This window comes from Pseudomonas sp. UM16 (assembly GCF_050312595.1).
Taxonomy (GTDB): Bacteria; Pseudomonadota; Gammaproteobacteria; order Pseudomonadales; family Pseudomonadaceae; genus Aquipseudomonas.
The window spans coordinates 102746-127616 of sequence record NZ_JBNPJT010000016.1 but is presented as its reverse complement, the minus strand read 5'-3'; the positions used below and the strand labels follow the sequence as shown (position 1 = coordinate 127616).

General features: G+C 59.1%; 23 protein-coding genes. 12 read left to right on the top strand and 11 right to left on the bottom strand.

The window, feature by feature from the left end; all coding sequences use genetic code 11:
- Positions 1-80: 80 nt before the first annotated feature.
- Positions 81-2264, top strand: coding sequence for a hypothetical protein (locus ACQRAX_RS19580; protein ID WP_412041077.1), 2184 nt, complete (start codon positions 81-83; stop codon positions 2262-2264).
- A 164-nt stretch (positions 2265-2428) separates the two neighbouring features.
- On the opposite strand, the gene ACQRAX_RS19575 is transcribed toward ACQRAX_RS19580, so the two are convergent.
- Positions 2429-2734, bottom strand: coding sequence for a DUF2288 domain-containing protein (locus ACQRAX_RS19575; RefSeq protein WP_412041078.1), 306 nt, complete (start codon positions 2732-2734; stop codon positions 2429-2431).
- A gap of 321 nt (positions 2735-3055) precedes the next feature.
- Here ACQRAX_RS19575 and ACQRAX_RS19570 point away from each other — a divergent pair, with 321 nt between their 5' ends.
- The 5 genes from ACQRAX_RS19570 (at position 3056) to ACQRAX_RS19550 (ending at position 8055) form a co-directional block, all read left to right on the top strand.
- Entirely contained in the window at positions 3056-4186 is a 1131-nt protein-coding gene (locus tag ACQRAX_RS19570; RefSeq protein WP_412041079.1) for a branched-chain amino acid ABC transporter substrate-binding protein, read from the top strand.
- Positions 4187-4412: 226 nt separating this feature from the next.
- Positions 4413-5336 carry a high-affinity branched-chain amino acid ABC transporter permease LivH gene (gene livH, locus ACQRAX_RS19565; protein ID WP_028943524.1) on the top strand — a complete coding sequence of 308 codons (924 nt, stop codon included), beginning with the start codon at positions 4413-4415 and terminating at the stop codon, positions 5334-5336.
- A complete protein-coding gene (locus ACQRAX_RS19560; protein ID WP_412041080.1) occupies positions 5333-6589 on the top strand; it encodes a high-affinity branched-chain amino acid ABC transporter permease LivM in 1257 nt (418 codons plus the stop codon). The genes livH and ACQRAX_RS19560 overlap by 4 nt, the downstream gene beginning before the upstream one ends.
- Complete coding sequence (gene livG / locus ACQRAX_RS19555) at positions 6586-7353, top strand: high-affinity branched-chain amino acid ABC transporter ATP-binding protein LivG (RefSeq protein ID WP_412041081.1); 768 nt, start codon at positions 6586-6588, stop codon at positions 7351-7353. Before ACQRAX_RS19560 ends, livG begins: the two co-directional genes overlap by 4 nt.
- Positions 7354-8055 carry an ABC transporter ATP-binding protein gene (locus ACQRAX_RS19550; protein ID WP_412041082.1) on the top strand — a complete coding sequence of 234 codons (702 nt, stop codon included), beginning with the start codon at positions 7354-7356 and terminating at the stop codon, positions 8053-8055.
- A gap of 66 nt (positions 8056-8121) precedes the next feature.
- On the opposite strand, the gene ACQRAX_RS19545 is transcribed toward ACQRAX_RS19550, so the two are convergent.
- Complete coding sequence (locus tag ACQRAX_RS19545) at positions 8122-9030, bottom strand: LysR family transcriptional regulator (RefSeq protein ID WP_412041083.1); 909 nt, start codon at positions 9028-9030, stop codon at positions 8122-8124.
- A gap of 107 nt (positions 9031-9137) precedes the next feature.
- Here ACQRAX_RS19545 and ACQRAX_RS19540 point away from each other — a divergent pair, with 107 nt between their 5' ends.
- The 3 genes from ACQRAX_RS19540 to ACQRAX_RS19530 all read left to right on the top strand — a co-directional run bounded on the left by ACQRAX_RS19540 (position 9138) and on the right by ACQRAX_RS19530 (position 12202).
- Positions 9138-9737, top strand: a complete 600-nt coding sequence (locus ACQRAX_RS19540; RefSeq protein ID WP_412041084.1) for a short chain dehydrogenase — start codon at positions 9138-9140, stop codon at positions 9735-9737.
- Positions 9738-9807: 70 nt separating this feature from the next.
- The gene (locus ACQRAX_RS19535; protein ID WP_412041085.1) at positions 9808-10482 is read left to right on the top strand and encodes a COG3650 family protein; all 675 of its coding nucleotides are present in this window, start codon (positions 9808-9810) and stop codon (positions 10480-10482) included.
- 106 nt (positions 10483-10588) lie between these two features.
- Entirely contained in the window at positions 10589-12202 is a 1614-nt protein-coding gene (locus ACQRAX_RS19530) for an NAD(P)/FAD-dependent oxidoreductase (protein ID WP_412041086.1), read from the top strand.
- Between the two features lie 61 nt (positions 12203-12263).
- Here ACQRAX_RS19530 and ACQRAX_RS19525 read toward each other — a convergent pair whose 3' ends face one another.
- On the bottom strand, positions 12264-13358 hold the full coding sequence (locus tag ACQRAX_RS19525; RefSeq protein WP_412041087.1) for a PLP-dependent cysteine synthase family protein: 1095 nt from the start codon (positions 13356-13358) through the stop codon (positions 12264-12266).
- A gap of 223 nt (positions 13359-13581) precedes the next feature.
- Between ACQRAX_RS19525 and nhaA the strand changes: the two genes are divergently transcribed.
- Entirely contained in the window at positions 13582-14760 is a 1179-nt protein-coding gene (gene nhaA / locus ACQRAX_RS19520; RefSeq protein ID WP_412041088.1) for a Na+/H+ antiporter NhaA, read from the top strand.
- An 80-nt stretch (positions 14761-14840) separates the two neighbouring features.
- On the opposite strand, the gene ACQRAX_RS19515 is transcribed toward nhaA, so the two are convergent.
- Positions 14841-15305 carry a glycine zipper 2TM domain-containing protein gene (locus tag ACQRAX_RS19515; RefSeq protein ID WP_412041089.1) on the bottom strand — a complete coding sequence of 155 codons (465 nt, stop codon included), beginning with the start codon at positions 15303-15305 and terminating at the stop codon, positions 14841-14843.
- Between the two features lie 145 nt (positions 15306-15450).
- Here ACQRAX_RS19515 and ACQRAX_RS19510 point away from each other — a divergent pair, with 145 nt between their 5' ends.
- Entirely contained in the window at positions 15451-15687 is a 237-nt protein-coding gene (locus tag ACQRAX_RS19510; protein WP_412041090.1) for a hypothetical protein, read from the top strand.
- Here ACQRAX_RS19510 and pdxH read toward each other — a convergent pair.
- The 5 genes from pdxH to dinG form a co-directional block, all read right to left on the bottom strand.
- Positions 15684-16331, bottom strand: a complete 648-nt coding sequence (pdxH, locus tag ACQRAX_RS19505; RefSeq protein ID WP_412041091.1) for a pyridoxamine 5'-phosphate oxidase — start codon at positions 16329-16331, stop codon at positions 15684-15686. The two genes, ACQRAX_RS19510 and pdxH, sit on opposite strands and share 4 nt — an antisense overlap.
- An 18-nt stretch (positions 16332-16349) precedes the next feature.
- On the bottom strand, positions 16350-17315 hold the full coding sequence (locus ACQRAX_RS19500) for an OmpA family protein (protein ID WP_412041092.1): 966 nt from the start codon (positions 17313-17315) through the stop codon (positions 16350-16352).
- Positions 17316-17414: 99 nt separating this feature from the next.
- Positions 17415-18560, bottom strand: coding sequence for a serine hydrolase domain-containing protein (locus ACQRAX_RS19495; RefSeq protein ID WP_412041093.1), 1146 nt, complete (start codon positions 18558-18560; stop codon positions 17415-17417).
- A 151-nt stretch (positions 18561-18711) separates the two neighbouring features.
- On the bottom strand, positions 18712-20967 hold the full coding sequence (locus ACQRAX_RS19490; RefSeq protein WP_412041094.1) for a beta-galactosidase: 2256 nt from the start codon (positions 20965-20967) through the stop codon (positions 18712-18714).
- An 81-nt stretch (positions 20968-21048) separates the two neighbouring features.
- Positions 21049-23193 (bottom strand): ATP-dependent DNA helicase DinG, encoded by a 2145-nt coding sequence (gene dinG, locus ACQRAX_RS19485; protein ID WP_412041095.1) that lies wholly within the window; start codon positions 23191-23193, stop codon positions 21049-21051.
- 97 nt (positions 23194-23290) lie between these two features.
- Here dinG and ACQRAX_RS19480 point away from each other — a divergent pair, with 97 nt between their 5' ends.
- A complete protein-coding gene (locus tag ACQRAX_RS19480; protein ID WP_412041096.1) occupies positions 23291-23755 on the top strand; it encodes a CopD family protein in 465 nt (154 codons plus the stop codon).
- A 57-nt stretch (positions 23756-23812) separates the two neighbouring features.
- Here ACQRAX_RS19480 and ACQRAX_RS19475 read toward each other — a convergent pair whose 3' ends face one another.
- Both ACQRAX_RS19475 and ACQRAX_RS19470 read right to left on the bottom strand, forming a co-directional pair.
- Positions 23813-24571, bottom strand: a complete 759-nt coding sequence (locus ACQRAX_RS19475; RefSeq protein ID WP_412041097.1) for a collagen-like protein — start codon at positions 24569-24571, stop codon at positions 23813-23815.
- On the bottom strand, positions 24564-24839 hold the full coding sequence (locus ACQRAX_RS19470) for a DUF1145 domain-containing protein (RefSeq protein ID WP_412041098.1): 276 nt from the start codon (positions 24837-24839) through the stop codon (positions 24564-24566). The genes ACQRAX_RS19475 and ACQRAX_RS19470 overlap by 8 nt, the downstream gene beginning before the upstream one ends.
- Positions 24840-24871 lie beyond the last annotated feature (32 nt).

Below are 24871 nucleotides of genomic sequence, written 5' to 3'. Positions count from 1 at the left end.
ATACAGTCGCGAAACTTATCCAGTGATGGCTCTATGATATCTACTAGAACAGCCACCCACCCCCAGGCAAATGGCGCAAAATGACCTCCAAGACTACTTCTGCCAACGCGGTTTCCGAGCTGACGTCATCCACTCCCGCGTTCAGCGCTTCAGGCTCCAAAGAATTCTACAGCCCGCGAGCGCTCAATCCGCAGCAGTACCTTTATTTCACCGAGCCCGATATCCAGCGCATCCTCGATAACCTCGACGGCCTGCGTGATCTGGTGTTTCCACCCAGCATTCATGTTGAGGACGAAAGCCAACTGCGCCTGGACCAGCAGTTTCCCTCGGTCTGCCTGATTGGCCTGGGTCGTTGTGGCTCGAACATCGCGCTGGATGTCGCGGAACTTGTATACAACGCCCGCACCTTTTACCTCAACGAATTCAACAATGACGACCGCGCTGGCAGCGAGCCCAATTACAGCCCGGCACGCTGGATTCGCAACAACCTGCGCCTAGTTCAGAACAAGGGCAGCAAGCCTGTGTTTTTGGTCGAACCGCTGGTGATGCTGGGTGACCTGGACAAAGACATTGCCGGGCGCATCCGCTTCTCGCGCAAGGGTGAAAAAAGCGGCTTCATCCGCGACTACAGCAAAATGAAGATCATGGACCTCTCGGAAGTCCATGCCGGGGGCGCAGGCAACGCGCCGATCCTCGGCCAATACCTGGCAAAGATCATTCTCAACAAGGAAACCCATCGTTTTTCCAGTGCCGACTGGAAGCTGATTCACTCCTACCTGATCGACTCCTGCGGCATCAAGGCCAACCAGTCGCGCTTGTACTTCTACATTTTCAGCGCCGGTGGCGGTACCGGTTCGGGCATGGCCTCGGAGTTCGGCCTGGCCCAGCAGTACTCCTACATGAACAAGACCTTCGACACCAAGCCTGCCGACGAGAACGACGGCAAGAGCGGGCACTCGTTCGTCTTCGAACCGATCTTCACCAGCGGTATCTGCGTGCTGCCGAACATTTCCGATCATCGCAGTGAAATGTCAGAGGCCCTGCACATCAACGCTGGACGCCTGCTGTGTAAGTACCTGTCGGAAGAATGGGACTTCTCCTATAACTTCGACAACGAAGACAGCAGCGAAGCCAGCGTCATGGGCCGCATTCGCCCGTGGAACGCGATGATGCTGATTTCCAACGACATCATGCGCTACGCCGAAGAGAACGATGACGGCAATATCCAGAACATTGATGTCAATGCCATGGAGAAGCACGCCAACCAGTACATCTCCCAACAGATCTTCAACATCCTCACTGCCCAGGCGGTGACCACCGACTACGACCAGAACTACTTCCGCCGCGCCGGCATCGATATCGGCGAAACCATTCGTCTGGATGCCAACGACCTGTTCATGAGCCTGGCCGGCCCTGTGGCCATTGCCTACGCCGAATCGGTAGTACCGGAACAGCCGTCGCCGAACTCAGAAAAATTCAAAGTGTTCGAGAAGGACCAGCCGCGTCTGAACATCGACGACCTGTTCTTCCGCTCTATCGACCTGCCGCACTTCAACAAAGTAACCCAGGCAATCGAAGGCATCAGCCTGCTGCCGATCGAGTCCAAGCGCTATCGCGCGGCCCTTGAGCAATACAAGGCCTCCGGCTATGACGCCGCAGCCCTGCACGACCTGCACTTCTTCAAGAATTGCTCGTCGGTAGTGTCGATCGTCTCGCTACCCAAGGACTACAAGCTCTCGTACATGGACCTGAACCGGCTCAAGACGCACCTCAACAGCCTGTTCCCCAACACCACGCTCAAGCGTTATGCCCTGGTGATCGGTGCGTCAGCGAACTTGTCGCTGACCACGCTGATCGCCAAGAGCCCGTGCCTGTCAGACGACTTCCTGACCTTGATCGTGGCCTTCATCAAGCGTTGCTTTGCGCGTAACCCCTACCGCTTCGACGATACCCTGGATAACGCCATCCTTGAGTTCATCACCCACGATGAATTTGACGAAGACCGCATCGATGACCTGCTCAACGAGTTCGAGAACCCGGCGAAGATCCTCGATACCAACTGGTACGCGATCAAGCCGATGTACGAGAAAAAATACCGTGAGCTGATCAACGACAAGAGCAAGTTCGTCTCGATCAATGACATTCGTCTGTCGCGCGAATGCGTGAAGAAAGCAGTGAAATACCTGCGCGAAATCTTCCGCCACCGGATCGGCAAGACGCGGGTCATCTCGCTCAACAGCCATACTGGGAAAGTGGACTACTGATCGGAGGTCTGATTCAGCCCTGTGGGAGTGGATTCATCCCCCCACAGGGTTGTTACCGTTAACGTTAAGCACACTCAACTGTTACCAACAGTCACCCTCGCTGAACAGTCCCGCGCACCAAAATCTCCTCATTGCTTGTTTTCGCGCACCAATCTGGAGCGCGCTCAGGCTTTTTTCTTTTCTTGAATCACAATAAATGGCGAAACCACCACGGCCCAGATCTCTGGATCGCGGTTCTGAAGGTCTAGTGCCTGCTCGGCAGACACCGGCCCTACAGTGCCAGCATTGCGCCATATGGCGAAGGTTTCGCTACGGTTCTCGGCCATTGCCTGTGCAACTTCGATCAGGTCCAGGCTCGGGTCGACCCAAATCAGGTCACCTTTTGCCCAAAAACGCTCCAGGGCTTTCCACTCGATTACTGCGGTCTCGCCGAGCAGTTTGGCATAGAGGGTGCTTGGTTGATCAGTCATGGGTTCCTGCCAGAAATAATTCGACTACTGTAAGAGGTCGGTATTTTTGCAGAAAAACCTGGTTTCAAATAAGTAATTGATCGAAAAGGACTTGAAAGCAAAGGATGGCCGCTCGCAACAGAGCAAGACCAAGCCGCTTTCCTGTACGTTTCTGTCAATTAAGCGACACGCGCCGAATTTGTCCCAGCGAGCCTGCTTTTCAAGCGACAAAGCAGCGCTCTACACTGTACCGGTACAGTTGCCAGGGCCAATTCGGAGCAATCCGGTCCTCACGCTCTGGCCGCAGGACTATAAAAATTACAACAGAATGAGTGGAGCACTATGAGTAAGGCTACTAAGCAGATTTCCAAGCTGTTTGCCGCAATGGTTCTGGCCGGGGTTGCCAGCCATTCGTTTGCAGCCGATACCATCAAGATCGGCATTGCCGGCCCGAAAACCGGTCCGGTTACTCAATACGGTGACATGCAGTTCATCGGTGCAAAACAGGCCATCAAAGACATCAACGCCAAGGGCGGCGTCGACGGCAAGATGCTTGAAGCCAAAGAGTACGATGACGCCTGCGACCCGAAACAGGCCGTGGCAGTCGCCAACAAAGTGGTCAACGATGGCGTCAAGTACGTGATCGGCCACCTGTGCTCCAGCTCCACCCAACCTGCGTCTGACATCTACGAAGATGAAGGCGTGATCATGATTACCCCCGCTGCTACCAGCCCGGAAATCACCGCCCGTGGCTACAAGCTGATCTTCCGTACCATCGGTCTGGACAGCGCTCAGGGCCCGGCCGCCGGCAACTACATCGCCGACCACGTCAAACCGAAAGTGGTTGCCGTGCTGCACGACAAGCAGCAATACGGTGAAGGCATCGCCACCGCCGTGAAGAAAACCCTGGAAGACAAAGGCACCAAAGTTGCCGTCTTCGAAGGCCTGAACGCTGGTGACAAGGACTTCTCCTCGATCATCCAGAAGCTCAAGCAAGCCAATGTCGACTTCGTCTACTACGGCGGCTACCACCCAGAGCTGGGCCTGATCCTGCGTCAAGCCAAAGAGAAAGGCCTGAACGCCAAATTCATGGGCCCTGAGGGCGTCGGTAACGACTCCATCTCGCAAATCGCCCAAGGCGCCTCCGAAGGCCTGCTGGTGACCCTGCCGAAGTCCTTCGATGCCGAGCCTGCGAACAAGGCCATCGTCGACGCCATCAAAGCCGATGGCAAGGACCCAAGCGGCCCGTTCGTGTTCCCTGCCTACTCCGCTGTCCAACTGATCGCCGATGGCATCAAGGCCGCCGGTACCAGCGACGACGCCGAGAAAGTGGCGGCAGAGATTCACAAAGGCACCTTCAAGACTCCGACTGGCGACCTGTCGTACGACGCCAACGGTGATCTGAAAGACTTCAAATTCGTGGTCTACGAATGGCATTTCGGCAAACCTAAAACCGAAGTTTCCCCTCAGTAATCCCGTCTGACTATATGACTACAAGCCCACTGTGCGAGCAGTGGGCTTTGTTTTACGAGGTTCATGGGCCTGATTCCCGCGATCCGGGAGCAGGTTCACCTGAAAATCTTAAAACCGTCACCAGCGGTTCTCTGGCAGTGCCTGCGTCGAAGTGGCTCAAGACCACCCGAGCGAGCCGGGTCAAGCCCACCAGTGAAATGCGTATCGGGTTTTTAGGAGCGCTGTAATGCCTGAGATCTATCACTTCTTCCAACAGCTGGTTAATGGTCTGACCATTGGCAGCACCTATGCCTTGATAGCCATTGGCTACACAATGGTTTACGGCATCATTGGAATGATCAACTTCGCCCATGGCGAGGTCTACATGATCGGTTCCTACGTGGCGTTCATTGCCCTTGCCGGGCTGGCCATGATGGGTATCGATTCACTGCCGATATTGATGACCGTCGCCTTCGTCGCGACAATCTTTGTCACCAGTGCCTATGGTTACAGTATCGAACGGGTCGCCTACCGCCCTTTGCGTAACAGCAACCGGCTGATCCCGCTGATTTCTGCCATCGGTATGTCGATTTTCCTGCAGAACACCGTATTGCTATCCCAGGACTCTAAGGACAAGTCCATCCCCAACCTGATCCCGGGGAGTATCTCCTTCGGCCCAGGCGGCGCAGAGGAAGTGCTGATCTCCTACATGCAGATCCTGGTTTTCGTTGTCACCCTGGTGGCCATGACCGGTTTGACCCTGTTCATCTCCCGTTCTCGCCTGGGACGCGCCTGCCGCGCCTGTGCCGAAGACATCAAGATGGCCAACCTGTTGGGTATCAACACCAACAACATCATCGCCCTGACCTTCGTCATCGGTGCCGCACTGGCGGCCGTGGCGGCGGTACTGCTGAGCATGCAGTACGGCGTGATCAACCCCAACGCCGGCTTCCTGGTGGGTCTGAAGGCCTTCACCGCAGCGGTACTGGGCGGCATTGGCAGTATTCCGGGCGCCATGCTCGGTGGCCTGGTGCTGGGTGTGGCCGAAGCGTTCGGCGCCGATATCTTCGGCGACCAGTACAAGGACGTGGTGGCATTCGGTCTCTTGGTTCTGGTGCTGTTGTTCCGTCCGACCGGCATCCTCGGCCGTCCGGAGGTTGAAAAAGTATGAACAAAAATCTTAAACAGGCGTTCTTCAGCGCCTTGCTGGTCTGGGCCGTCGCCTTCCCGGTGCTTGGCCTGAAACTCAGCATCGACGGCATCAACCTGATCGTCCACAGCCAAGGGCCTTTCACCCTCACGGTCATCGCCGTGTGTTCGGTGCTGATGTTCTTGCGCGTATTGTTCGACAAGCAATGGAGCGCGGTCACCAGCCGGCGCTCAGACCGCAAGTTGATCTCACCTGCCATGAGCAATTTCCTGACCCTGCCCAAAACGCAACGTTGGGTAATCATGGGACTTATCGCGGTGGCGCTGGTCTGGCCGTTCTTCGGTTCCCGCGGCGCAGTCGACATCGCTACCCTGATCCTGATCTACGTGTTGCTGGGCCTGGGCCTGAACATCGTGGTGGGTCTGGCCGGTCTGCTCGACCTGGGCTATGTCGGCTTCTATGCCGTCGGTGCCTACAGCTATGCCCTGCTGTCGCATTACTTCGGCTGGAGCTTCTGGATCTGTCTGCCGATCGCCGGGATGATGGCGGCGACCTTCGGTTTCCTGCTCGGCTTCCCGGTATTGCGCTTGCGCGGTGACTACCTGGCGATCGTGACCTTGGGCTTCGGCGAGATCATTCGCCTGTTCCTGCGTAACCTCACCGGCTTGACTGGCGGTCCGAACGGCATCAGCAACATCGAGAAGCCGACCTTCTTCGGCCTGACTTTTGAACGCAAGGCCGCCGAGGGCATGCAGACTTTCCACGAGTTCTTCGGGCTGCAGTACAACTCGATCAACAAGGTGATCTTCCTCTACCTGGTTGCCCTGCTGCTGGCCTTGTTGGCGCTGTTCGTGATCAACCGTTTGCTGCGCATGCCCATCGGTCGTGCCTGGGAAGCGCTGCGTGAAGACGAAATCGCCTGCCGTGCGTTGGGTCTGAACCCCACCGTGATCAAACTTTCGGCGTTCACCCTCGGTGCCTGCTTCGCCGGTTTCGCCGGTAGCTTCTTCGCCGCGCGCCAAGGCCTGGTGACGCCGGAGTCGTTCACCTTCATCGAGTCGGCGATCATCCTCGCCATTGTCGTGCTGGGCGGTATGGGTTCGCAGTTGGGCGTGATTCTCGCGGCCATCGTGATGATCCTGCTGCCTGAGTTGATGCGCGAGTTCAGCGAATACCGCATGTTGATGTTCGGTGCGCTGATGGTGTTGATGATGATCTGGCGTCCGCAAGGCCTGCTGCCTATGCAACGTCCCCATATGGAGCTGCGTCGATGAGCCGCGAAATTCTGCAAGTCAGCGGCCTGAGCATGCGCTTCGGCGGCTTGTTAGCGGTCAATGGCGTGGCCCTGACCGTCAAGGAAAAACAGGTGGTGGCGTTGATCGGCCCCAATGGTGCCGGCAAGACCACAGTGTTCAACTGCCTGACCGGCTTTTACAAGCCCAGCGCCGGCAGCATCCTGCTCGACGGCCAGCCGATCCAGGGTCTAGCCGGCCACGAGATCGCCCGCAAGGGCGTGGTGCGCACGTTCCAGAACGTGCGTTTGTTCAAGGACATGACCGCACTGGAAAACCTGCTGATCGCCCAGCACCGGCACCTGAACACCAACTTCTTTGCCGGTCTGTTCAAAACCCCGGGCTTTCGTCGCAGCGAGCATGAAGCGAAAGAGTACGCGCGGTACTGGCTAGAGAAGGTCAATCTGTTCGAGTTCGCTAACCGTCCCGCCGGCACGCTTGCCTACGGCCAGCAACGTCGCCTTGAAATCGCCCGCTGCATGATGACCCGCCCCCGGATCATCATGCTCGACGAACCGGCAGCCGGCCTCAACCCGAAAGAGACCGAAGACCTCAAGGCGCTGATCAGCGTGCTGCGTGAAGAGCACAACGTCACCGTGCTGCTGATCGAACACGACATGAAACTGGTCATGAGCATCTCCGACCATATCGTCGTGATCAACCAAGGCACGCCCCTGGCCGACGGCACACCGGAACAGATCCGCGACAACCCTGAAGTGATCAAAGCCTACCTGGGGGAAGCGTAAATGCTGCAGTTCGAAAACGTTTCCACGTTCTACGGCAAGATCCAGGCGCTACACAGCGTCAACGTCGAGATCCGCCAGGGCGAAATCGTCACCTTGATTGGCGCCAACGGCGCGGGCAAATCGACGCTGTTGATGACCCTGTGTGGCTCGCCCCAAGCACACAGTGGCAGCATCAAGTACCTGGGTGAGGAACTGGTTGGCCAGCCCTCCTCGCACATCATGCGCAAGAGCATTGCCGTGGTGCCGGAAGGCCGACGGGTGTTCGCGCGGCTGACCGTCGAAGAGAACCTGGCGATGGGCGGCTTCTTCACCAACAAGGGCGACTACCAGGAGCAGATGGACAAGGTCCTGCAACTGTTCCCGCGGCTCAAGGAGCGTTTTGCCCAGCGTGGCGGCACCATGTCCGGTGGTGAGCAGCAAATGCTCGCCATTGGCCGGGCGCTGATGAGCAAACCCAAGCTACTGTTGCTCGACGAGCCATCGTTGGGGCTGGCACCGATCATCATTCAGCAGATCTTCGATATCATCGAACAGCTGCGCCGTGATGGTGTGACCGTGTTTCTGGTCGAGCAAAACGCTAACCAGGCACTGAAAGTTGCCGACCGCGCCTATGTGCTGGAGAACGGCCGGGTGGTGATGCAGGGTACTGGTGAAGCGCTGTTGACCGACCCCAAGGTCCGCGACGCTTACCTGGGCGGCTGATCGGCGCCAGCAAATCAAAAAAGGCCTTCGGGCCTTTTTTCTTTGCCCCCTTTGCATTACTCACGACTATAGGGTCTGCAACGCCTGGCCGCTGCGCTTGAACCAGTGCAGCAGGTAATCGGTAAGCACCTGCACCCGCTTGGGCATCCGGCCTTGATAAGGGTGCACCAGAAACAACGGCACACTGCGGGTCTGATAGTCACGCAGCAGCCATTGCAGCCGACCATCAGCCAGTTCCGCGTGGACCATGTAGGACGGTAACCGGGCAATCCCGGCACCGAGTAATGCGGCTTTCTTCAGCAGACTGTAATGGTTGCTGGCAAAACTGCCGCCGACCTGTACACGCAGTAATTCATGGTGTTGGTGATACAACCACTCCTCACGCCCACTGTAATGGCTATTGAGCAGACAGCGATGGCCGCTCAATTGCGCAGGCGTGTGCGGTTCGCCATGGCGTTCCAGGTAAGCGGGGCTGGCACAGGTCAACTCCTGCATGGCCAACACCGGGCGTGCGACCAAACGCGCATCGTCCTGCACCTCGGTGCGGATCGCCAGATCGAAACCATCGCCGAGCAAGTCGCGGTAACCATTGTTCAACTCCAGCTCCACTTGCAAGTCCGGATAAGTGACAGCGAACTCCAGCAGCAAACCATCGAAAAAGGTTTCGCCCAGCGATACCGGCACGCTGATCCGCACCGGTCCGGCCAGTTCATCCTTGAGCATTGCCAGGGTTTGCCGGGCACCTTCCATTTGCCGCAACAACGCCTGGGCCTGGGGTAACAACATCGCTCCGGCGGCAGTGAGGCTCAGGCGGCGCGTGGTGCGATGCAGCAACTTCACGCTATGGCTGGCTTCCAGGGCAGTGATGCGCTTGGACAACTGCCCTTTGCTCCAGCCAAGTTGCTGCGCGGCCTGGGTGAAGCTGCCCAAGTCCATCAACACGGCAAAGGCTGCCAGATCGTCCAGGTCGCTCATGGATTGTTTCCAGATGAAAACCAAAGGTTGCCTATTAGCACGCTTATCCGGGAAAAAATCCACCCTAGACTTGAGCCTAATTTCCACCACCCGTAGGGAACAGCTCAATGAAAATCCTCTTGATCGGCGCTAGCGGCACCATCGGCTCGGCCGTTGCCAAAGAGCTGGAGCAACGTCACCAAGTGCTGCGTATCGGCCGCAGCAGCGGTGACTACCAGGTTGATATCAGTGACAGCGCCTCGATTCGCCGCCTGTTCGAGCAGACCGGCCGTTTCGACGCCCTGATCTGCGCCGCCGGTAACGTCACCTTCGCCGCCTTGGGCGAAATGAACGAAGCGCACTTTGCCCTGGGTCTGAACGATAAGCTCATGGGTCAGGTCAACCTGCTGTTGATTGGTCGCGAGTTCATCAACGATGGTGGTTCCTTCACCTTCACCACCGGTATCACCAGCCATGACCCGATCCGCACCGGCGCCTCGGCCAGCCTGGTCAACGGCGCCATCGATGCTTTCGTCAAGGCCGCCGCCATCGAGCTGCCCCGGGGCTTGCGGGTCAACTCGATCAGCCCCAACGTTCTGGTTGAAGCCATGCCGGCCTACGCCCCGTACTTTCGCGGTTTCAAACCGGTACCCGGTGCCGAGGTGGCATTGGCCTATGCCAAGAGCGTCGAAGGATTGCAGACCGGCCAGACCTATCATGTCGGCTAAGGCCTTGTGATCAGCGTCCAGCCTGCGTAACGTGGCGGCACCTTTCGGTAGAGACCCTGGAGTTTGCTCGATGCGTGCCGCCCCTTCGCTGTTGCTTGTCGCCCTGTTGCCATTGTTCGGTGGCTGCCAGATGCTGGCCGATAAACCGCAGGCTGCTTCGACTGCTGGCATGACCCGCATGCAGGGCGAACTGAGCGCCCAAGGCGGCCAGCTGCTGTTCAAACCCTGTACCGAAAACCGTCATTTTGCCGTGTTCGATGCTGGTAACACCGGCGTGCTGCAGGAGGCCGCCGCCCTCGCCGATGAACCAGGCACCCTGTTCGCCGATGTCATCGGCACTCTCGGCGCCAGCCAGAAAGCCGGCAACGACGGGCAACTGAATGTTCAGCGCCTGTACCGCGTGGAACACTCCAACAGCGCCTGCAGCGATCCCAATTTCAAGCGTTTGACCGTGCGCGCACACGGCAACGAACCCGATTGGGACCTCAAAGCCAGCGGCAAGGGCATGGTCCTGACGCGCCCTGGGGTGCCGGAATTGGCCGTGCCGTTTCTGGAAGAACAATTGCCCGATGGTCGTTTCAGCCTCAGCACCGAGGCCAACGGTCAGCGCGTTGAGCTCTGGGTCGCACCGCAACGCTGTGTCGACAGCATGAGCGGCGCTGTCAGCCACCTGAGCGCCGAGCTGCGGGTCAACGGCCAGATCATGCGCGGTTGCGGCTATTACGGTGGCTCACGCAACGACTGATCATCGGCACTTGCGTTTATCCTGCCTGCAAAGGCGGTGAACAGCTTATACTTGGCGGTTTGTGTAAAGCCGCCGGCCGTTCATGGCCGGGATACTGGACCCTGCCATGTTACGAATCACCGAACTGAAGCTGCCGCTCGATCACCCTGATGAAGCCCTGCGCGAAGCCATCGTGCAACGCCTGGGGATCAGCGACGAACAGTTGCTGGACTTCACCCTGTTCAAGCGCAGCTATGATGCCCGCAAGAAGAACAGCGAAATGCTGTTCATCTACACCGTCGACCTGAACGTCAGCAACGAAGCCCAATTGCTGCATAAGTTCGCCGACGACCATAACGTCAATGTCGCGCCGGACGTCAGCTACAAGGTGGTTGGCCAGGCTCCTGCTGACCTGCAGGAACGCCCTATCGTCGTCGGTTTCGGCCCGTGCGGGATCTTCGCCGGCCTGTTGCTGGCACAGATGGGCTTCAAACCGATCATCCTTGAGCGCGGCAAGGAAGTCCGTCAGCGCACCAAGGACACCTGGGGCCTGTGGCGCAAAAGCGTGCTCAACCCCGAGTCGAACGTGCAGTTCGGCGAAGGCGGTGCGGGCACCTTCTCCGACGGCAAGCTCTACAGCCAGATCAAAGATCCGCAGCACCATGGCCGCAAGGTTCTGCACGAGTTCGTCAAAGCCGGTGCGCCGGAGGAAATCCTCTACGTCAACAAACCGCACATTGGTACTTTCCGCCTGACCGGCATGGTCGAAAACATGCGCCACGAGATCCACGCGCTAGGCGGCGAAGTGCGCTTCGAAGAGAAAGTCAGTGACCTGCTGATCGACGGCGACCAACTCAATGGCGTGGTGCTGGCCAGCGGCGAACAGCTGCACTCCAAGCATGTAGTCCTGGCGCTGGGCCATAGTGCCCGTGACACCTTCCGCATGCTGCATGCCCGCGGCGTGTTCATGGAAGCCAAGCCGTTCTCCATTGGCTTTCGTATCGAACACCCGCAATCGCTGATCGATCAGGCACGCCTGGGCAAATACGCCGGGCACCCGAAACTTGGTGCAGCGGATTACAAACTGGTGCATCACGCCAAGAACGGTCGTTCGGTCTACAGCTTCTGCATGTGCCCAGGTGGCACCGTGGTCGCCGCCACCAGCGAGCCTGGGCGTGTGGTCACCAACGGTATGAGCCAGTATTCGCGCAACGAGCGCAACGCCAACTCGGGTATCGTCGTTGGCATCACTCCGGAGCAGGATTATCCCGGTGGCCCGCTGGCGGGCATTGAGCTTCAGGAACAACTTGAAGCTCATGCCTATGTGCTCGGCGGCAGCAACTATCATGCACCGGCGCAACTGGTCGGCGACTTTGTCGCAGGCCGGCCATCCACTGCCCTGGGCAGTGTCGAGCCGTCGTACAAGCCTGGAATCAATCTAGGCGACCTGGCGCCGAGCCTGCCGGACTTTGCCATTGAAGCCATTCGCGAAGCCCTACCGGCCTTCGATCGCCAGATCAAGGGCTATAACCTACATGATGCGGTGTTGACCGGGATCGAAACACGCACCTCGTCGCCGCTGCGAATCACCCGTGATGCCAGCATGCAGAGCCTGAACCTCAAGGGCCTGTTCCCGGCGGGTGAAGGTGCGGGTTATGCCGGTGGAATTCTGTCAGCAGGTGTCGACGGTATTCGCATTGCCGAAGCGGTAGCACGTAGCATGCTGGGCTTGGAAAGCTGATCGAGCAGTGGGGGCGGATTCACCGGGACGCCGGACCGGTGAATCCGCTTCCACAAGTGCTTCAAAGCCCTGCGCGCAATACTGACTCAGGCAAAGGCTCGCCCCGCTCTACGCAAGCCGCCACTGCCTCGATCAGCTCTTGCAACTCAAAGCCCTGCGCCGCCAGCCAGCTCTGGTCGTAATAGCTGGTCGCATAGCGATCACCACCATCACATAGGATCGCCACAATCGATCCTGACTCCCCTGCTGCCTGCATTTGCTCAGCTGCCGCCAAGGCACCGATCAGGTTGGTGCCACTGGACCCCCCTACCCGTCGGCCCAAGCGCCGTGCCAGGTAATGCATGGCCGCCAGCGACAATGCATCAGACACCTTGACCATGGCGTCGATCACGAGTGGCAGAAAGGATGCCTCGACCCGCGGTCGACCGATACCTTCGATACGCGAGCCACAATCAAGCTGCAACGAGCGATCGCCACTGGTGTAGCTGTCGAAAAACACCGAGCGCTCGGCATCAGCACACAGCACTCGAGTGGCGTACTGGCGATAACGTACATAGCGCCCCAGGGTTGCGGTGGTGCCGCCGGTGCCGGGGCTTGAGATCAACCAAGCCGGCTCCGGATGGCGCTCGAAGCGCATCTGGCTGAAAATCGATTCGGCAATATTGTTGTTGGCACGCCAGTCGGTGGCGCGCTCGGCATAGGTGAACTGGTCCATGAAGTGGCCACCGGTTTCCCGCGCCAGGCGCTCGGATTCGGCATAGAGCTGCGTCGGGTCTTCGACCAGATGACTGTGACCACCATGAAAGGCGATCTGCGCGATTTTTTCCTGGGAAGTACTGGCCGGTACCACGGCAATGAACGGCAGGCCGAGCAAACGAGCGAAATAGGCTTCGGAAATCGCCGTCGAACCACTGGACGCTTCAATCACCGGGGCATTGGGGCGCAGCCAACCGTTACACAGGGCATACAGAAACAGCGAACGCGCCAAACGATGCTTGAGACTGCCGGTGGGGTGACTGGACTCATCCTTGAAATACAACTCGACCCGAGGAAATCCAGGCAGCGAAAGCGGGATCAAATGGGTATCGGCACTGCGTTGAAAATCCGCCTCGATGATGCGGATGGCTTCACGTGCCCACAGGCGATGATCACTCATGTGTTCTTTCCCGGAAAAAGATCGATATACGAAGGATCATGTTAGGAAAATCCGTACAACTTCAACAGATACAGCCAGGCAAAATATTTCCACGCAACTGCTAGTCTGCAATTCGCAGGATCGTCACAGCTTATAACAAAAAAGAATATAGTTTTTGTTTGAAAGCATATCCTCACAGGTTAGGGTGTGCCCCTGTTCAGAACCCTCAGGATGGAGATCGCCCTTGCTGCGTAGCACTTTCACACGTTTCTTTCAGTTGGAAGCTGCCAGCGGTCTATTGCTGATTGCTGCAGCCGCCCTCGCCCTGATCATCAACAACTCGCCGCTGTCGTATCTGTACAACGGCTTGCTGGATGTTCCGGTAGTCGCCCAGATTGGCGCACTGAAAATCGCCAAACCCTTGCTGTTGTGGATCAACGACGGCCTGATGGCCTTGTTTTTTCTGTTGATCGGCCTTGAGGTCAAGCGCGAGATCATTGACGGCCATTTGTCCAAACCTTCGCAAATCGTCCTGCCGGGTGCCGCTGCAATTGGCGGCATGGTGGTACCGGCGTTGATCTACTGGTTCCTGAACAAAGACAACCCGGCCGCGGTTGCCGGCTGGGCCATCCCGATGGCAACCGACATCGCCTTCGCCCTCGGCGTGCTGGCGTTGCTGGGCAAACGCGTGCCGGTATCGCTGAAACTGTTCCTGATGACCCTGGCGATCATCGATGACCTGGGCGCAATCGTTGTCATTGCGCTGTTCTACTCGGGTGAGCTGTCGAGCCTGTCGCTGATGCTCGCCGCCGCTTGCCTGCTGGCCCTGATTGCGATGAACCGGCTTGGGGTGGTCAAGCTCGGCCCCTACATGGTGATCGGTCTGATTCTCTGGGTCTGTGTACTCAAGAGCGGTGTTCACGCCACTCTGGCCGGGGTGACCTTGGCCCTGTGCATCCCAATGCGCACCCGCAATGCCGAGCCCTCTCCCCTGTTGACGCTGGAACATGCCCTGCACCCTTGGGTAGCTTACGGCATCCTGCCACTGTTCGCCTTCGCCAACGCCGGGGTATCGCTGGCTGGGGTAACCATTGAAAGCTTCACCCACTATGTACCCATGGGTATTGCTGTCGGCTTGCTGCTGGGCAAAACCGTCGGGGTCTTCGGTCTCACCTGGCTCGCAGTCAAACTGGGCATGGCTGCCTTGCCCAGTGGTGCCAACTGGGGGCAGGTGCTGGGGGTGGCGATTCTCTGCGGGATTGGCTTCACCATGAGCCTGTTCGTCGGCTCACTGGCCTTTGTGCCGGGCAGCAGCGAATTCGCCGGCATGGATCGCATGGGTATCCTCACCGGTTCGATCCTCGCAGCGCTGATCGGCTACGGCGTCACCGCGCTGGCCAGTCGCAAGACAGCCACTGCCTGATCCTTAGCGAGTAATACAAAAAAACCGACTGGCACTGCCGAGTCGGTTTTTTTATGGCTTTTCTGACCGCCTGCAAAGTATCAGTGCGTAACGCGGCTGGTACCATCAACCGTCATGATGCGAACACGCTCGCCGACGCGGAAAATCTCGTTCTCCTGAACCGCCTGCACATACGCACGGGTGCTGCCGTCGTCTTCACGCACGGTGACTTCCACACCCTGAGTGCGGGTCAGGCCTTCTTCAGCAGCAGAGCCCGCCAGGCCACCGGCCACCGCACCAATGACTGCGGCGACAATACTGCCACGTCCACCACCAATGGCACTGCCCGCGACACCACCGACGATGGCGCCAGCGCCGCCACCGATAGGCGTTTTGGTGCCTTCGATTTTCACCGGCCGCAACGACTCGATAGTCCCCATGCGCACGGTTTGCACACGGCGGGCTTCGTCACGCGAGTAGGAGTCACCGGTCAGGCTCGAGGCACAACCACCGAGCAGCAGCGACATCGTGGTGAAGCTGGCAACCAGCAGAGCAGATTTACGCATAGGATACTCTCCATAAGACAGGTGTTCATTAGACTCCGCCCATTGATCACTGTCACGACTGAGGCGGGGTAAAATTGCTTCCATTCAGCTTTCATACAGGCTGCGTCTTCGATGCGGTCTGAAAACGTTTAGCGCAAGGATAGACATGGATTACTTCATCGTCGTCATCACGACTGTGGCAGGGCTGTATTTTCACTGGTGGTTGTACGTGCGCATCCGTCGCTGGATGGACCGCGACCTGGCGCTGTCATTGGCTGGCGCCGATGAAGGCAAGAAAGCCTACATGCTTGCATGTCTGGACAACGCCAAGGCGCAAAAGGTCAAACGCAGTGAGTTGGCGACCTGGCTGGAACGCGAGGCCGCCGCTTACCGAAGCGATTAAGGGGCCAGGCGCTCGCGCAGCCAGGCGCCCTGCTGCAGGCGATAATTGAGGCGATCATGCAGGCGGCTGGCACGGCCTTGCCAGAACTCGATACGCTCTGGCAGCAAGCGGTAACCGCCCCAGTGTTCAGGGCAGTGCGGCTGACTGTCACTGAAGCGTTGCTCGGTAGCCTTGACCAAACCTTCGAGTTCCGCGCGATCGGCGATCACCTGGCTTTGAGGCGACGCCCAAGCGCCCAGGCGGCTGCCCAACGGCCGCACCTGGTAATACTCGTCAGACTCCTCGGCCGTGACCTTGACCACCTTGCCTTCAATGCGCACCTGACGCTCCAGCGCCGGCCAGAAAAAGGTCATGGCCGCACATGGATTGGCCAGCAGTTGCTGGCCTTTGGCGCTGTCGTAGTTGGTGAAGAAGGTAAAGCCTTGGTCATCAAGGCCCTTGAGCAAGAGGATCCGACAATGCGGACGGCCTTCTGCATCCACCGTTGCCAGGGTCATGGCATTGGCTTCCACCGGCGGCTGTTCGGTTTTCACCGCATCATCGAACCATTGCCGAAACAACGCGAAAGGCTCGCGCGGGGCCTGAGCTTCAGCCAAACCATCACGGGTATAGTCGCGGCGCATATCAGCCAGGGTCTTGGTCATTGCTGCGTTCCTTGACGATCAGTTGGTCTTCGCAGGGCTGGTGTTAGCGGCCACTTTCTTCGCAGCCGGCGCTGGCTTTTTAGCGGCGGGCTTGGCGGCAGGGGCTTTCTTCTTGGCCATGGTGGCCTTGGCCGGCGCAGCTTTTTTGCTGGTGCTGGCTTTTTTTACCGGGGCTTTGGCGGCAGGCTTTACGGCAGCCTTGACCGGTGCCTTGGCATCTTGCACCGCGACCAGTTCGGCCGGGCTCGGTGTAGGCTGCTGGTACTTGGCGAGCAAGGCGACCATGGTGTTTTGCGGCGTCAGCACCAGCTCAACACGACGGTTGAGGGCCCGGCCTTCGACACTGTCGTTGGCCGCACGTGGCATAACCGAGCCCATACCGCGCAACATCAGACGGTCACGCTGCAAGCCACTGAGACGGAAGATCGCTGCCACCGATTGGGCACGCTCTTGGCTGAGTTTCTGATTACCGGCAGCAGCGCCGCTGGTATCGGCATGACCGAGGACCAGGACAGCAGTCTGCTTGTCGGTTTCAATGGCCTTGGCGACCCGGGTGATTGGCCCCAGGGTGACCGGCAGGAGCATGGCCGGGCGATCTGGGTTGTAGGAACTGTCCACTGGCACGGTAACCACCAGTATGTCTTCACGGCGCTCAAGTTCGAACTTGCTGTCCTTGATCGCTTCACGCAGGCGCGGCTCGTAGCTGTCCAGCCAGGCTTGAGTGGCCTTGTGGTCAATCTTGGGTACGGCTGCAACCTTGTTAGTGTCGCCGAATGGCCACCACCAGCGGCTGTTGCTCTCAGACTTGGCATCGGCTTTGGCGACTTTTTCGACCACCACGTCCTTCACTTCCTGCTCGGCAACCTTGTCCGAACCGAACGGCCACCAGTCGATCCCACTGTCGGTCGCGCCTTTAGGGGAGAGCTGCGCGCAACCGGTCATGGCCAGGCACAGGGCGAGAGCTAAGGTTTTATGTGAAGACATCAGTGATACACCATGAAAATGAAAGAAATTCTGCCCAGCAACACCGGGCATTGGAATTCAGGATAGACAAAGGGTTCAGGCAACACCGGGGTTAACCGATCAAAGGCAACTTGCCAGGGCTCGCACCAGCTTTTGCGCACGCGGATCCATCAACACATAAGGGCCCAGGGTATTGGTGACAAAACCAAAGGCGACATCGTACTCGGGATCGGCAAAACCAACCGACCCCCCAGCCCCCGGATGACCGAAGGCCTTGCTCCCCAGGCCAAAAGTGGCATTAGCCACAGTCGGCTGATCAAGCATGCATCCCAAGCCGAAGCGGGTCTGGGTCAACAGGGTTTTGTCCTGGCCCAGGCTGTGCTCACGGGTCAATTCATCGAGCAGTTCCGACTCCAGCAAACTGCCATCAAGCACGCCGGCATAAAACCCCGCCAGACTGCGGGCGTTACCATGGCCGTTGGCCGCAGGTTGCTGCATCCGTCGCCACTCCGGCTTGTTGGTGCTGGTAAGCATACCCGGCGGGTTAGTGAAGGCGCGGGTGGACAGTGCCTGCGGCTCACGCAGGGTGACCTGAAGCAGACGCTGGGCTGCTTCGTCGCCCATATTGCCTTTGCCCCGGGAAATATGCGCCACCCGCGGGAAGTCCTCGTCGGCCAAGCCGATGTGAAAGTCCAGCCCCAAGGGTTTGGCAGTGCGGGCAACGATCGATTCGCCAGGGCTGCGGCCATCGGCACGGCGAATCAGTTCACCAATCAGCCAGCCATAGGTGATAGCTGCATAACCATGGGCGGTGCCCGGCGTCCACCACGGAGCTTCGCCAGCCAGTGCCTGAACCATGGTTTGCCAATCGTAGAAGGCTTCTGCAGGCAGCAGCTCACGCAGCGCGGGCACCCCGGCGCGATGACTGAGCAACTGACGCAGCGTGATCGCTTGCTTGTCGGCTTGGGCAAACTCCGGCCAATAGCGCGCTACCGGCACATCCAGGGCCAACTTACCCTCGCCCACCAATTGCAAGGCGGTCACGGCGGTGAACATCTTGGTGCAGGAAAACAGGTTGGCAATCGTGTCGCTGTGCCAAGCCTCGGCGCCGTCCTTGTCGGCAGTACCGGACCAGAGGTCAACCACGGTCTCCCCACCAACCTGGATGCACAGCGCCGCACCACGCTCCTGAGAATCGTCGAACAGCGCCGCAAAGGCTTCGCGCACGGCTTCAAACTTAAGCTCGTAATGACCTTGAATCTGCACCCAGTCACACCCCGCATATGCCGCAATCGAAAATGGCGTGCATTGTTTCAGCCCGCGACGCTTTTGGGAACAGACAGCGGTCAGACCATCACCCAACCCTATCTATTGCCGACCTGACGTATTGATCATGCATCAGGCCGTAAGGGCGTGGTTACTGGGCTTTTGCAGCCTTGTCAGTGACGACTTGCTTGCCGATCTGCTCTTGGGCTTGCAGATTGCTCTTACGAACGCTGTCGACAAAACCCTGGAACGGCACGTCGGTGATACCGACCAGTCCGAAATGACCATTCTCGCCATCCAGCAAGCGACCACTGGCGGGTTGATCCAGGTACTGGAACCAGTGCACGCCGACAATTGACGGCTCAGCTAGCGCGGCCTTGACGAAGGCAGCGTAAGCCGGCCCCCGCGCTTCTTCTTTGGCCACTTCCATCGGCCCTGGCCAGAACGGCCCGCGATCACGTGAGCCGAACTGGAATTCCGATACCAGTACCGGTTTATCCAGGGCCTTGAGCTGGCTGAAGTCGTAGCCATCCTGCGGCTTGGGGGTATAGAAATTGAAACTTAGAACATCACAGAACTCGGCACAGGCGGCAACCGCTTCCGGCGTGCTCACCGCATAGCGACCGCCGAGCAACAGGTGATTGGGCGCATGCCATTTCAACGAATCGGCGATGGTCTTGAAATAGGTATCGGCAAAGACCTTTTGGAAGTGTTTGAAATCGGCTTCGATCTCCGGATGCTCAGCACTCGGCAAAGGCGGCTCAAAACCTGGGTCTTCCATCAGTTCCCAGGCCGGCAGGTCGATGCCCCAGGCCTTGGACAGACCGGCCTGGTTGCGGTACTTGTCACGCAGTTGCTTGAGGAAAGCGCGCTTGGCTGGCACATCAGTGGTCAGCCGCAAGGTGCCGTAAGCCAGGGCGTAACGTGCCTTGGGATCATCACCCGGTGCAGCCCAGGCCAGTTCATTGTCGGCGAAATAACCGATCAACCAAGGGTCGTTACGATGATCACGGGCGGCGATGGCCACGGCGCGCTCGGTAGCCATGGCAAAGCGCGGGTCGAACGGGTCCGGCATGCGCCCCCACCAATCCATTCCGGTGCTGATGCTGGTGTAATCACCGACGATCGACAACGGCAAGGTGTAAGGCAGGCGGTTGGCCTTGCCCAAGTCCGGTTCGCTCCAGTTACCCAAGGTGTTGAAACCCCAGGCCTGCAAACGGTCAAGGGTATGCCCCTGCCAGCGCTGCTGGTCCAGGGCCGGAGTCGGGCACTCCTGCGCAGCGCTGGTGTCGGTAGCAGCTGTCGGGGTGCAGGGTTTGCCGTAACTGCGTTCAAGGTTGGCAGCATAAAAATCAAACCAGCGGCCTTGGTTGAAAACGCGACCACTGGCCGATCCGTTGCCGTCGTTGTTGTTACCTTCACCATAGAATTGCGCCAGTGGTTCACCGGCTTGTGGCAAGGCGCTAAACATCGTTTCACGCCCGGCGACATAGGTTCGTCCGCCATCAGGAGCAACGGTGTTGACGCCCAACGAATAGAACGGATGGCCTTCCGGGGTAACCAGGTACCAACGCCCATCACGCTTTTCGGTACGGAAGAAGCCCTTGGCGTCAAAGTTTTGGCCGGCGGAAACACCACCGAACTTGTCCCGTTGCAACTGGCTGCGCTCAGCCAGCCAACCTTTGAGTTGCTGCTGCTCGCGCACAGCGGCAACCTTGAGTTGCTCGTCATTGACGATTTTTTCCGGCCAACGCCCGCGCGTGGACTGCCCATAGGCGTCAATCAATCCGGTGTAGACGGCCTTTTGCAGCAGGTCGTCATCCTGAATGCCGACGCGCTCGATCATCAAGCTTTGGGCAACGTCAGGCTTGTTCATCGACAAGCTCACCGACACCACTTGCTTCAAGTCCAGTGCACCGCTGCTGCTGGTCAGCAGCCAGCGATGGCCCTCGTGTACCCAGGGCATCGGTGGCCCGGCACGCATACCCTGGCTCAGCGACGAACTGGCGGTAAGTGGCACTACCACTGTTTGCGCAGGGCCAGCAGGCAGGTCGATACGGCTAGTGAGGGTCTGGCCATCACTGCTCAGCACCGTGACGTCCACGGTCAGCGGCCAGTCCATGCCGCTTTGCAGACGCAGTGTCATGGCGGTCGCTGCAGACCAGTCCCAAGCGCCGGATTGCGGACTCAAGCGCAAGCTTGGCCGCTGCACCGGGTTGAACACCACGCGACGCAATACCTCGCCCTCAGCCGTCTGCTCTGCGTTGTACTGCGGCAGGTTGGCATCTTCGGTGGCCACATTGACCACGGCGGCCGGGCGCACGAAGCTGAACAGCGTCTGTTGCCCGGCCAGCAACGGCGTGCTGAACAACAGGGCGAAGACAGCAGGCAAGGTACGGCGAATCATAGGGCTGGAGCTCTCCTTGAGGGCCCGTGCGGGCCTTGAACTGTGTGATAGACAACACCCCGATGCATTGATCCCCGGGGGTCAGGAAATTTCCCGTCGAAACGGCGGCAAAGCATTGAGAATAGCCTTGCCATAGCGCTGGGTGACCACACGTCGATCCAGCAGGGTGATGGTGCCGCGGTCTTCTTCGGTACGCAGCAGGCGACCACAGGCCTGGATCAGGCGCAATGAAGCGTCCGGTACGGCGATTTCCATGAACGGGTTACCACCGCGGGCTTCGATCCACTCGGCCAGCGCCGCCTCGACCGGGTCATCCGGCACCGCAAAGGGAATCTTGGCAATGACCACGTGCTCACAGTAGGCACCCGGCAAGTCGACTCCTTCGGCGAAGCTGGCGAGACCGAACAGTACGCTGGAGTCTCCACCGTCGACACGGGCCTTGTGCTTGTTGAGGGTTTCCTGCTTGGACAGATTGCCCTGGATGAACACCTGTTTGCGCCAGTCCCGGTCCAGGCCGTCGAACACGTCTTGCATCTGTTTGCGCGAAGAGAACAGCACCAGCGAGCCACGAGAGCCCTCTACCAACTCCGGCAGATCGCGAATGATCGCTGCGGTGTGGGCGGGGGCATCGCGAGGGTCGGCACGCAGGTCCGGCACGCGCAATACGCCGGCATCGACGTGATGAAAGGGGCTTGGCACAACACTGGTGACTGCGGTCTTTGGCAGGCCTGCACGCATGCGGAAGCGGTCAAACTTACCCAGCGCAGTCAGTGTTGCCGAGGTGACCAGAGCGCCATGGGCAACGCTCCACAAATTGCGCCGCAGCATTTCTGCCGCGAGGATCGGGCTGGCATTGACCTCAATGTCGAACAACGCCCCACTCTCTGCCAGGGTCAGCCAGCGAGCCATGGGCGGGCTGTCTTCTGGATCTTCGGCGGTGAAGGCGGTCCACAGTTCCCAGTTACCCTGGGCGCGCATCAGCAGGCTGCCAAACAGCGGGTACCACTCTTCGGCCTGATGGCTGGCAATACCGATGTTGACCTCGGCATCCATCCCTTCCTTGAGCAACTCGGTCAGACGGGTGAACAGGTCGGTTAGGCGCGAGAAGCCCTTTTTCAGTTCGATCCCCATCTCACGCATGTGCTCGGGGACCACTCCGCCCTCGAAGCGATGACGTGGCCGCTCGCGGCCTTCCATGTCTTCGCCGGGACGAAAATCCGCTACCTGCTCACAGGCGCTGAACATGAATTGCTGTTGCGCCTTGATTTCCCGTGCCAGCTCCGGCACCTGTTCGATCAACTTGCCCAGATCGCCGGGCAACGGGTGCTGGGCCAGCAGCTTGGCCAGGTTCTTGGCGGTTTGCTCAAGCCAGTCGGCGGTGGAACGCAGACGCGTGTAGTGGGCGAAATGGCCAATGGCCTTGTCTGGCAGGTGATGGCCTTCGTCGAACACATAGATGGTGTCGCGCGGATCAGGCAATACCGCGCCACCACCGAGGGCCAAATCGGCCAGCACCATGTCGTGGTTGGTGACGATGACATCGACCTTGCCCATGCCTTCACGGGCTTTGTAGAAAGTGCACTGGCCGAAATTCGGACAATGGCGACCGGTGCACTGGCTATGGTCGGTGGTCAGGCGCGCCCAGTCCTGGTCTTCCAGGGCCTGCGGCCAGCTGTCCCGGTCGCCGTCCCAACGATTGCCAGCAAGCTTCTCGATCATGCTGGTGAACAGCTTCTGGCTCGCCTCGTCGACCTCGATCTTGAAGCCTTCTTCTTCGAACAGCTGAGCAGTGGCTGATTGAGCGTGGCCTTCCTGCAACAACAGGTCGAGCTTGGACAGGCACAAATAACGCCCACGCCCCTTGGCCAAGGCGAAGGTGAAGTTCAGGCCGCTGTTGCGCATCAGGTCAGGCAGGTCCTTGAAGACGATCTGCTCCTGCAGCGCCACTGTCGCTGTGGCAATCACCAGGCGCTTGCCTGCGGCCTTGGCAGCCGGAATCGAGGCCAGGCTGTAGGCGACCGTCTTGCCGGTGCCGGTGCCGGCCTCGACCGCTACCACAGCGGGCTCACCGGAGCGTCGACCTTCATCGTCACAGTCGATATCACCAAGCACCTTGGCCACTTCGGCGATCATCAGACGCTGGCCGTAGCGAGGCTTGAGGCTCTTGGCTTCGAGAAAACGCGAATAGGCGCCCTGAATCGTGGTTTTGAGTTCGTTGCTGATCATGGTGTCGGGGCGCCCGAAGGGCTGGATATATTTTCAGTGTTTCGATTGGGTCGCTATCATACCCCGCTATTGCCCTTTGCGCCGAATGGAGATCCTGATGAGCGCCTTTGCCCTTCCTTATAGCCTGCACCTTCTGGCCGCCCTGGTCTGGGTTGGCGGCATGTTCTTCGCCTGGCTGATCCTGCGGCCGGCGGCGGTTGCAGCCCTGGATGGCCCTGCGCGCCTGCGCCTGTGGGTAGAAGTGTTTCAGCGTTTTTTCGTTTGGGTATGGATAGCGATCGCCGTCCTTGCGATCAGCGGTATCGGCATGTTGCACCTGCGTTTTGCCGGCTTTGATGCCGCGCCACGCTACGTACAAGTGATGATGGGGGGTGCCATCGCTATGATTGCCCTGTTCATTCGTATCCAGGCATTGCTGCTGCCGGAATTGCGCAAAGCCGTGGAGGCGCAGGACTGGCCGAGTGGCGCGGCCGTGCTGGGCAAGATTCGTCGCCTGGTGGGTATCAACCTGTTGCTTGGAATCGCAGTAGTACTGGTGGCGAGTACGCGCCTGCAGATGTAAACCGGTGGTATGTCGCTGTGGGAGCCGGCCTTGCCGGTTCCCACTGGTTCGGGCTCACTACAGCCGCTGCAAGATCAATTCCCCGGCAGCCCCCGCCAACCCGGGTTGCCCGGCCAATCCCGGCTTGCCAGCCGCACCTGCAGTCGTCTTGTAGACCCAACACCCCTTACTCGCCCCGCCTGCGCCTGGCTTGCCAGCAGCGCCAGCGACTCCTGGCGCACCGCCATCAAGTTGCACCTTGATTCGCTCAACCGGGAAGTCCATCGGCAGTGCCAAGCGCACCTGCCCGCCCGACGCGCCGTCATGGCCATTGCCACCATTGTCACCATTTGCCCCACGACTGGCCTGCCCCCAGGTACACCCCCCTGCCTTGCCGTTGGCGCCATCCAGCCCGACATAGCCCGGCGCACCCGCTCCGCCGCGGGCATCAATGGCCAGCAACGGTGCCTCAATTGCATGCACCTGCAGATCAAGATTGCGTCCAGCTTTCGCCGCCCGCTCGTAAGTCCCTGGAGCACCATGGGCAGCTATCTGGCTACCCTCCGCCATTTCTGCGCGCAGCACCTCGACCCGCAACGTGCTTTCAGCCGGTGCGATGGCAATGCGTGCCTCCTGCCCCAGATGCAGCTCATCCACCTTCAATTCGACCAGACTGGCCGGCAACAACAGCGTCGCTGCATCGGCCACCTGCAGACGCTGCAAGTGCACCACACTGGATTTGTTCGGTAAACGCAACACCGAATGCGGTGCGACGCTGATTGACTCAGCCAACACCAAGGGGCTGACCAACGCCGCCAACAACACCAACTTACGCATGAGCAGACTCCTGTCGTGGGGGCGGAATAGAAAGGACGTGAAAGATACCGACCAGCAGGATTTGCAAGCGGTCAAACCAGCGATGGCTGCGGCCACGTAGACGGCCATTGAAAAACAACACTTCGAGCAGGTGCAAGCCAAGCAGCGTGGCGCCGACAAGGTTGATCAGGCGATTGAAGGGAAACTCCTGGGGGATCAACAGATTCACCAGCACCACCCACCAGAACACCACCGTCAAGGCCTTGCCCAGTCCCAGTAAGCCCTTCATATGCGCCCTCTGCTGTTATTTTTTTTAGGCGA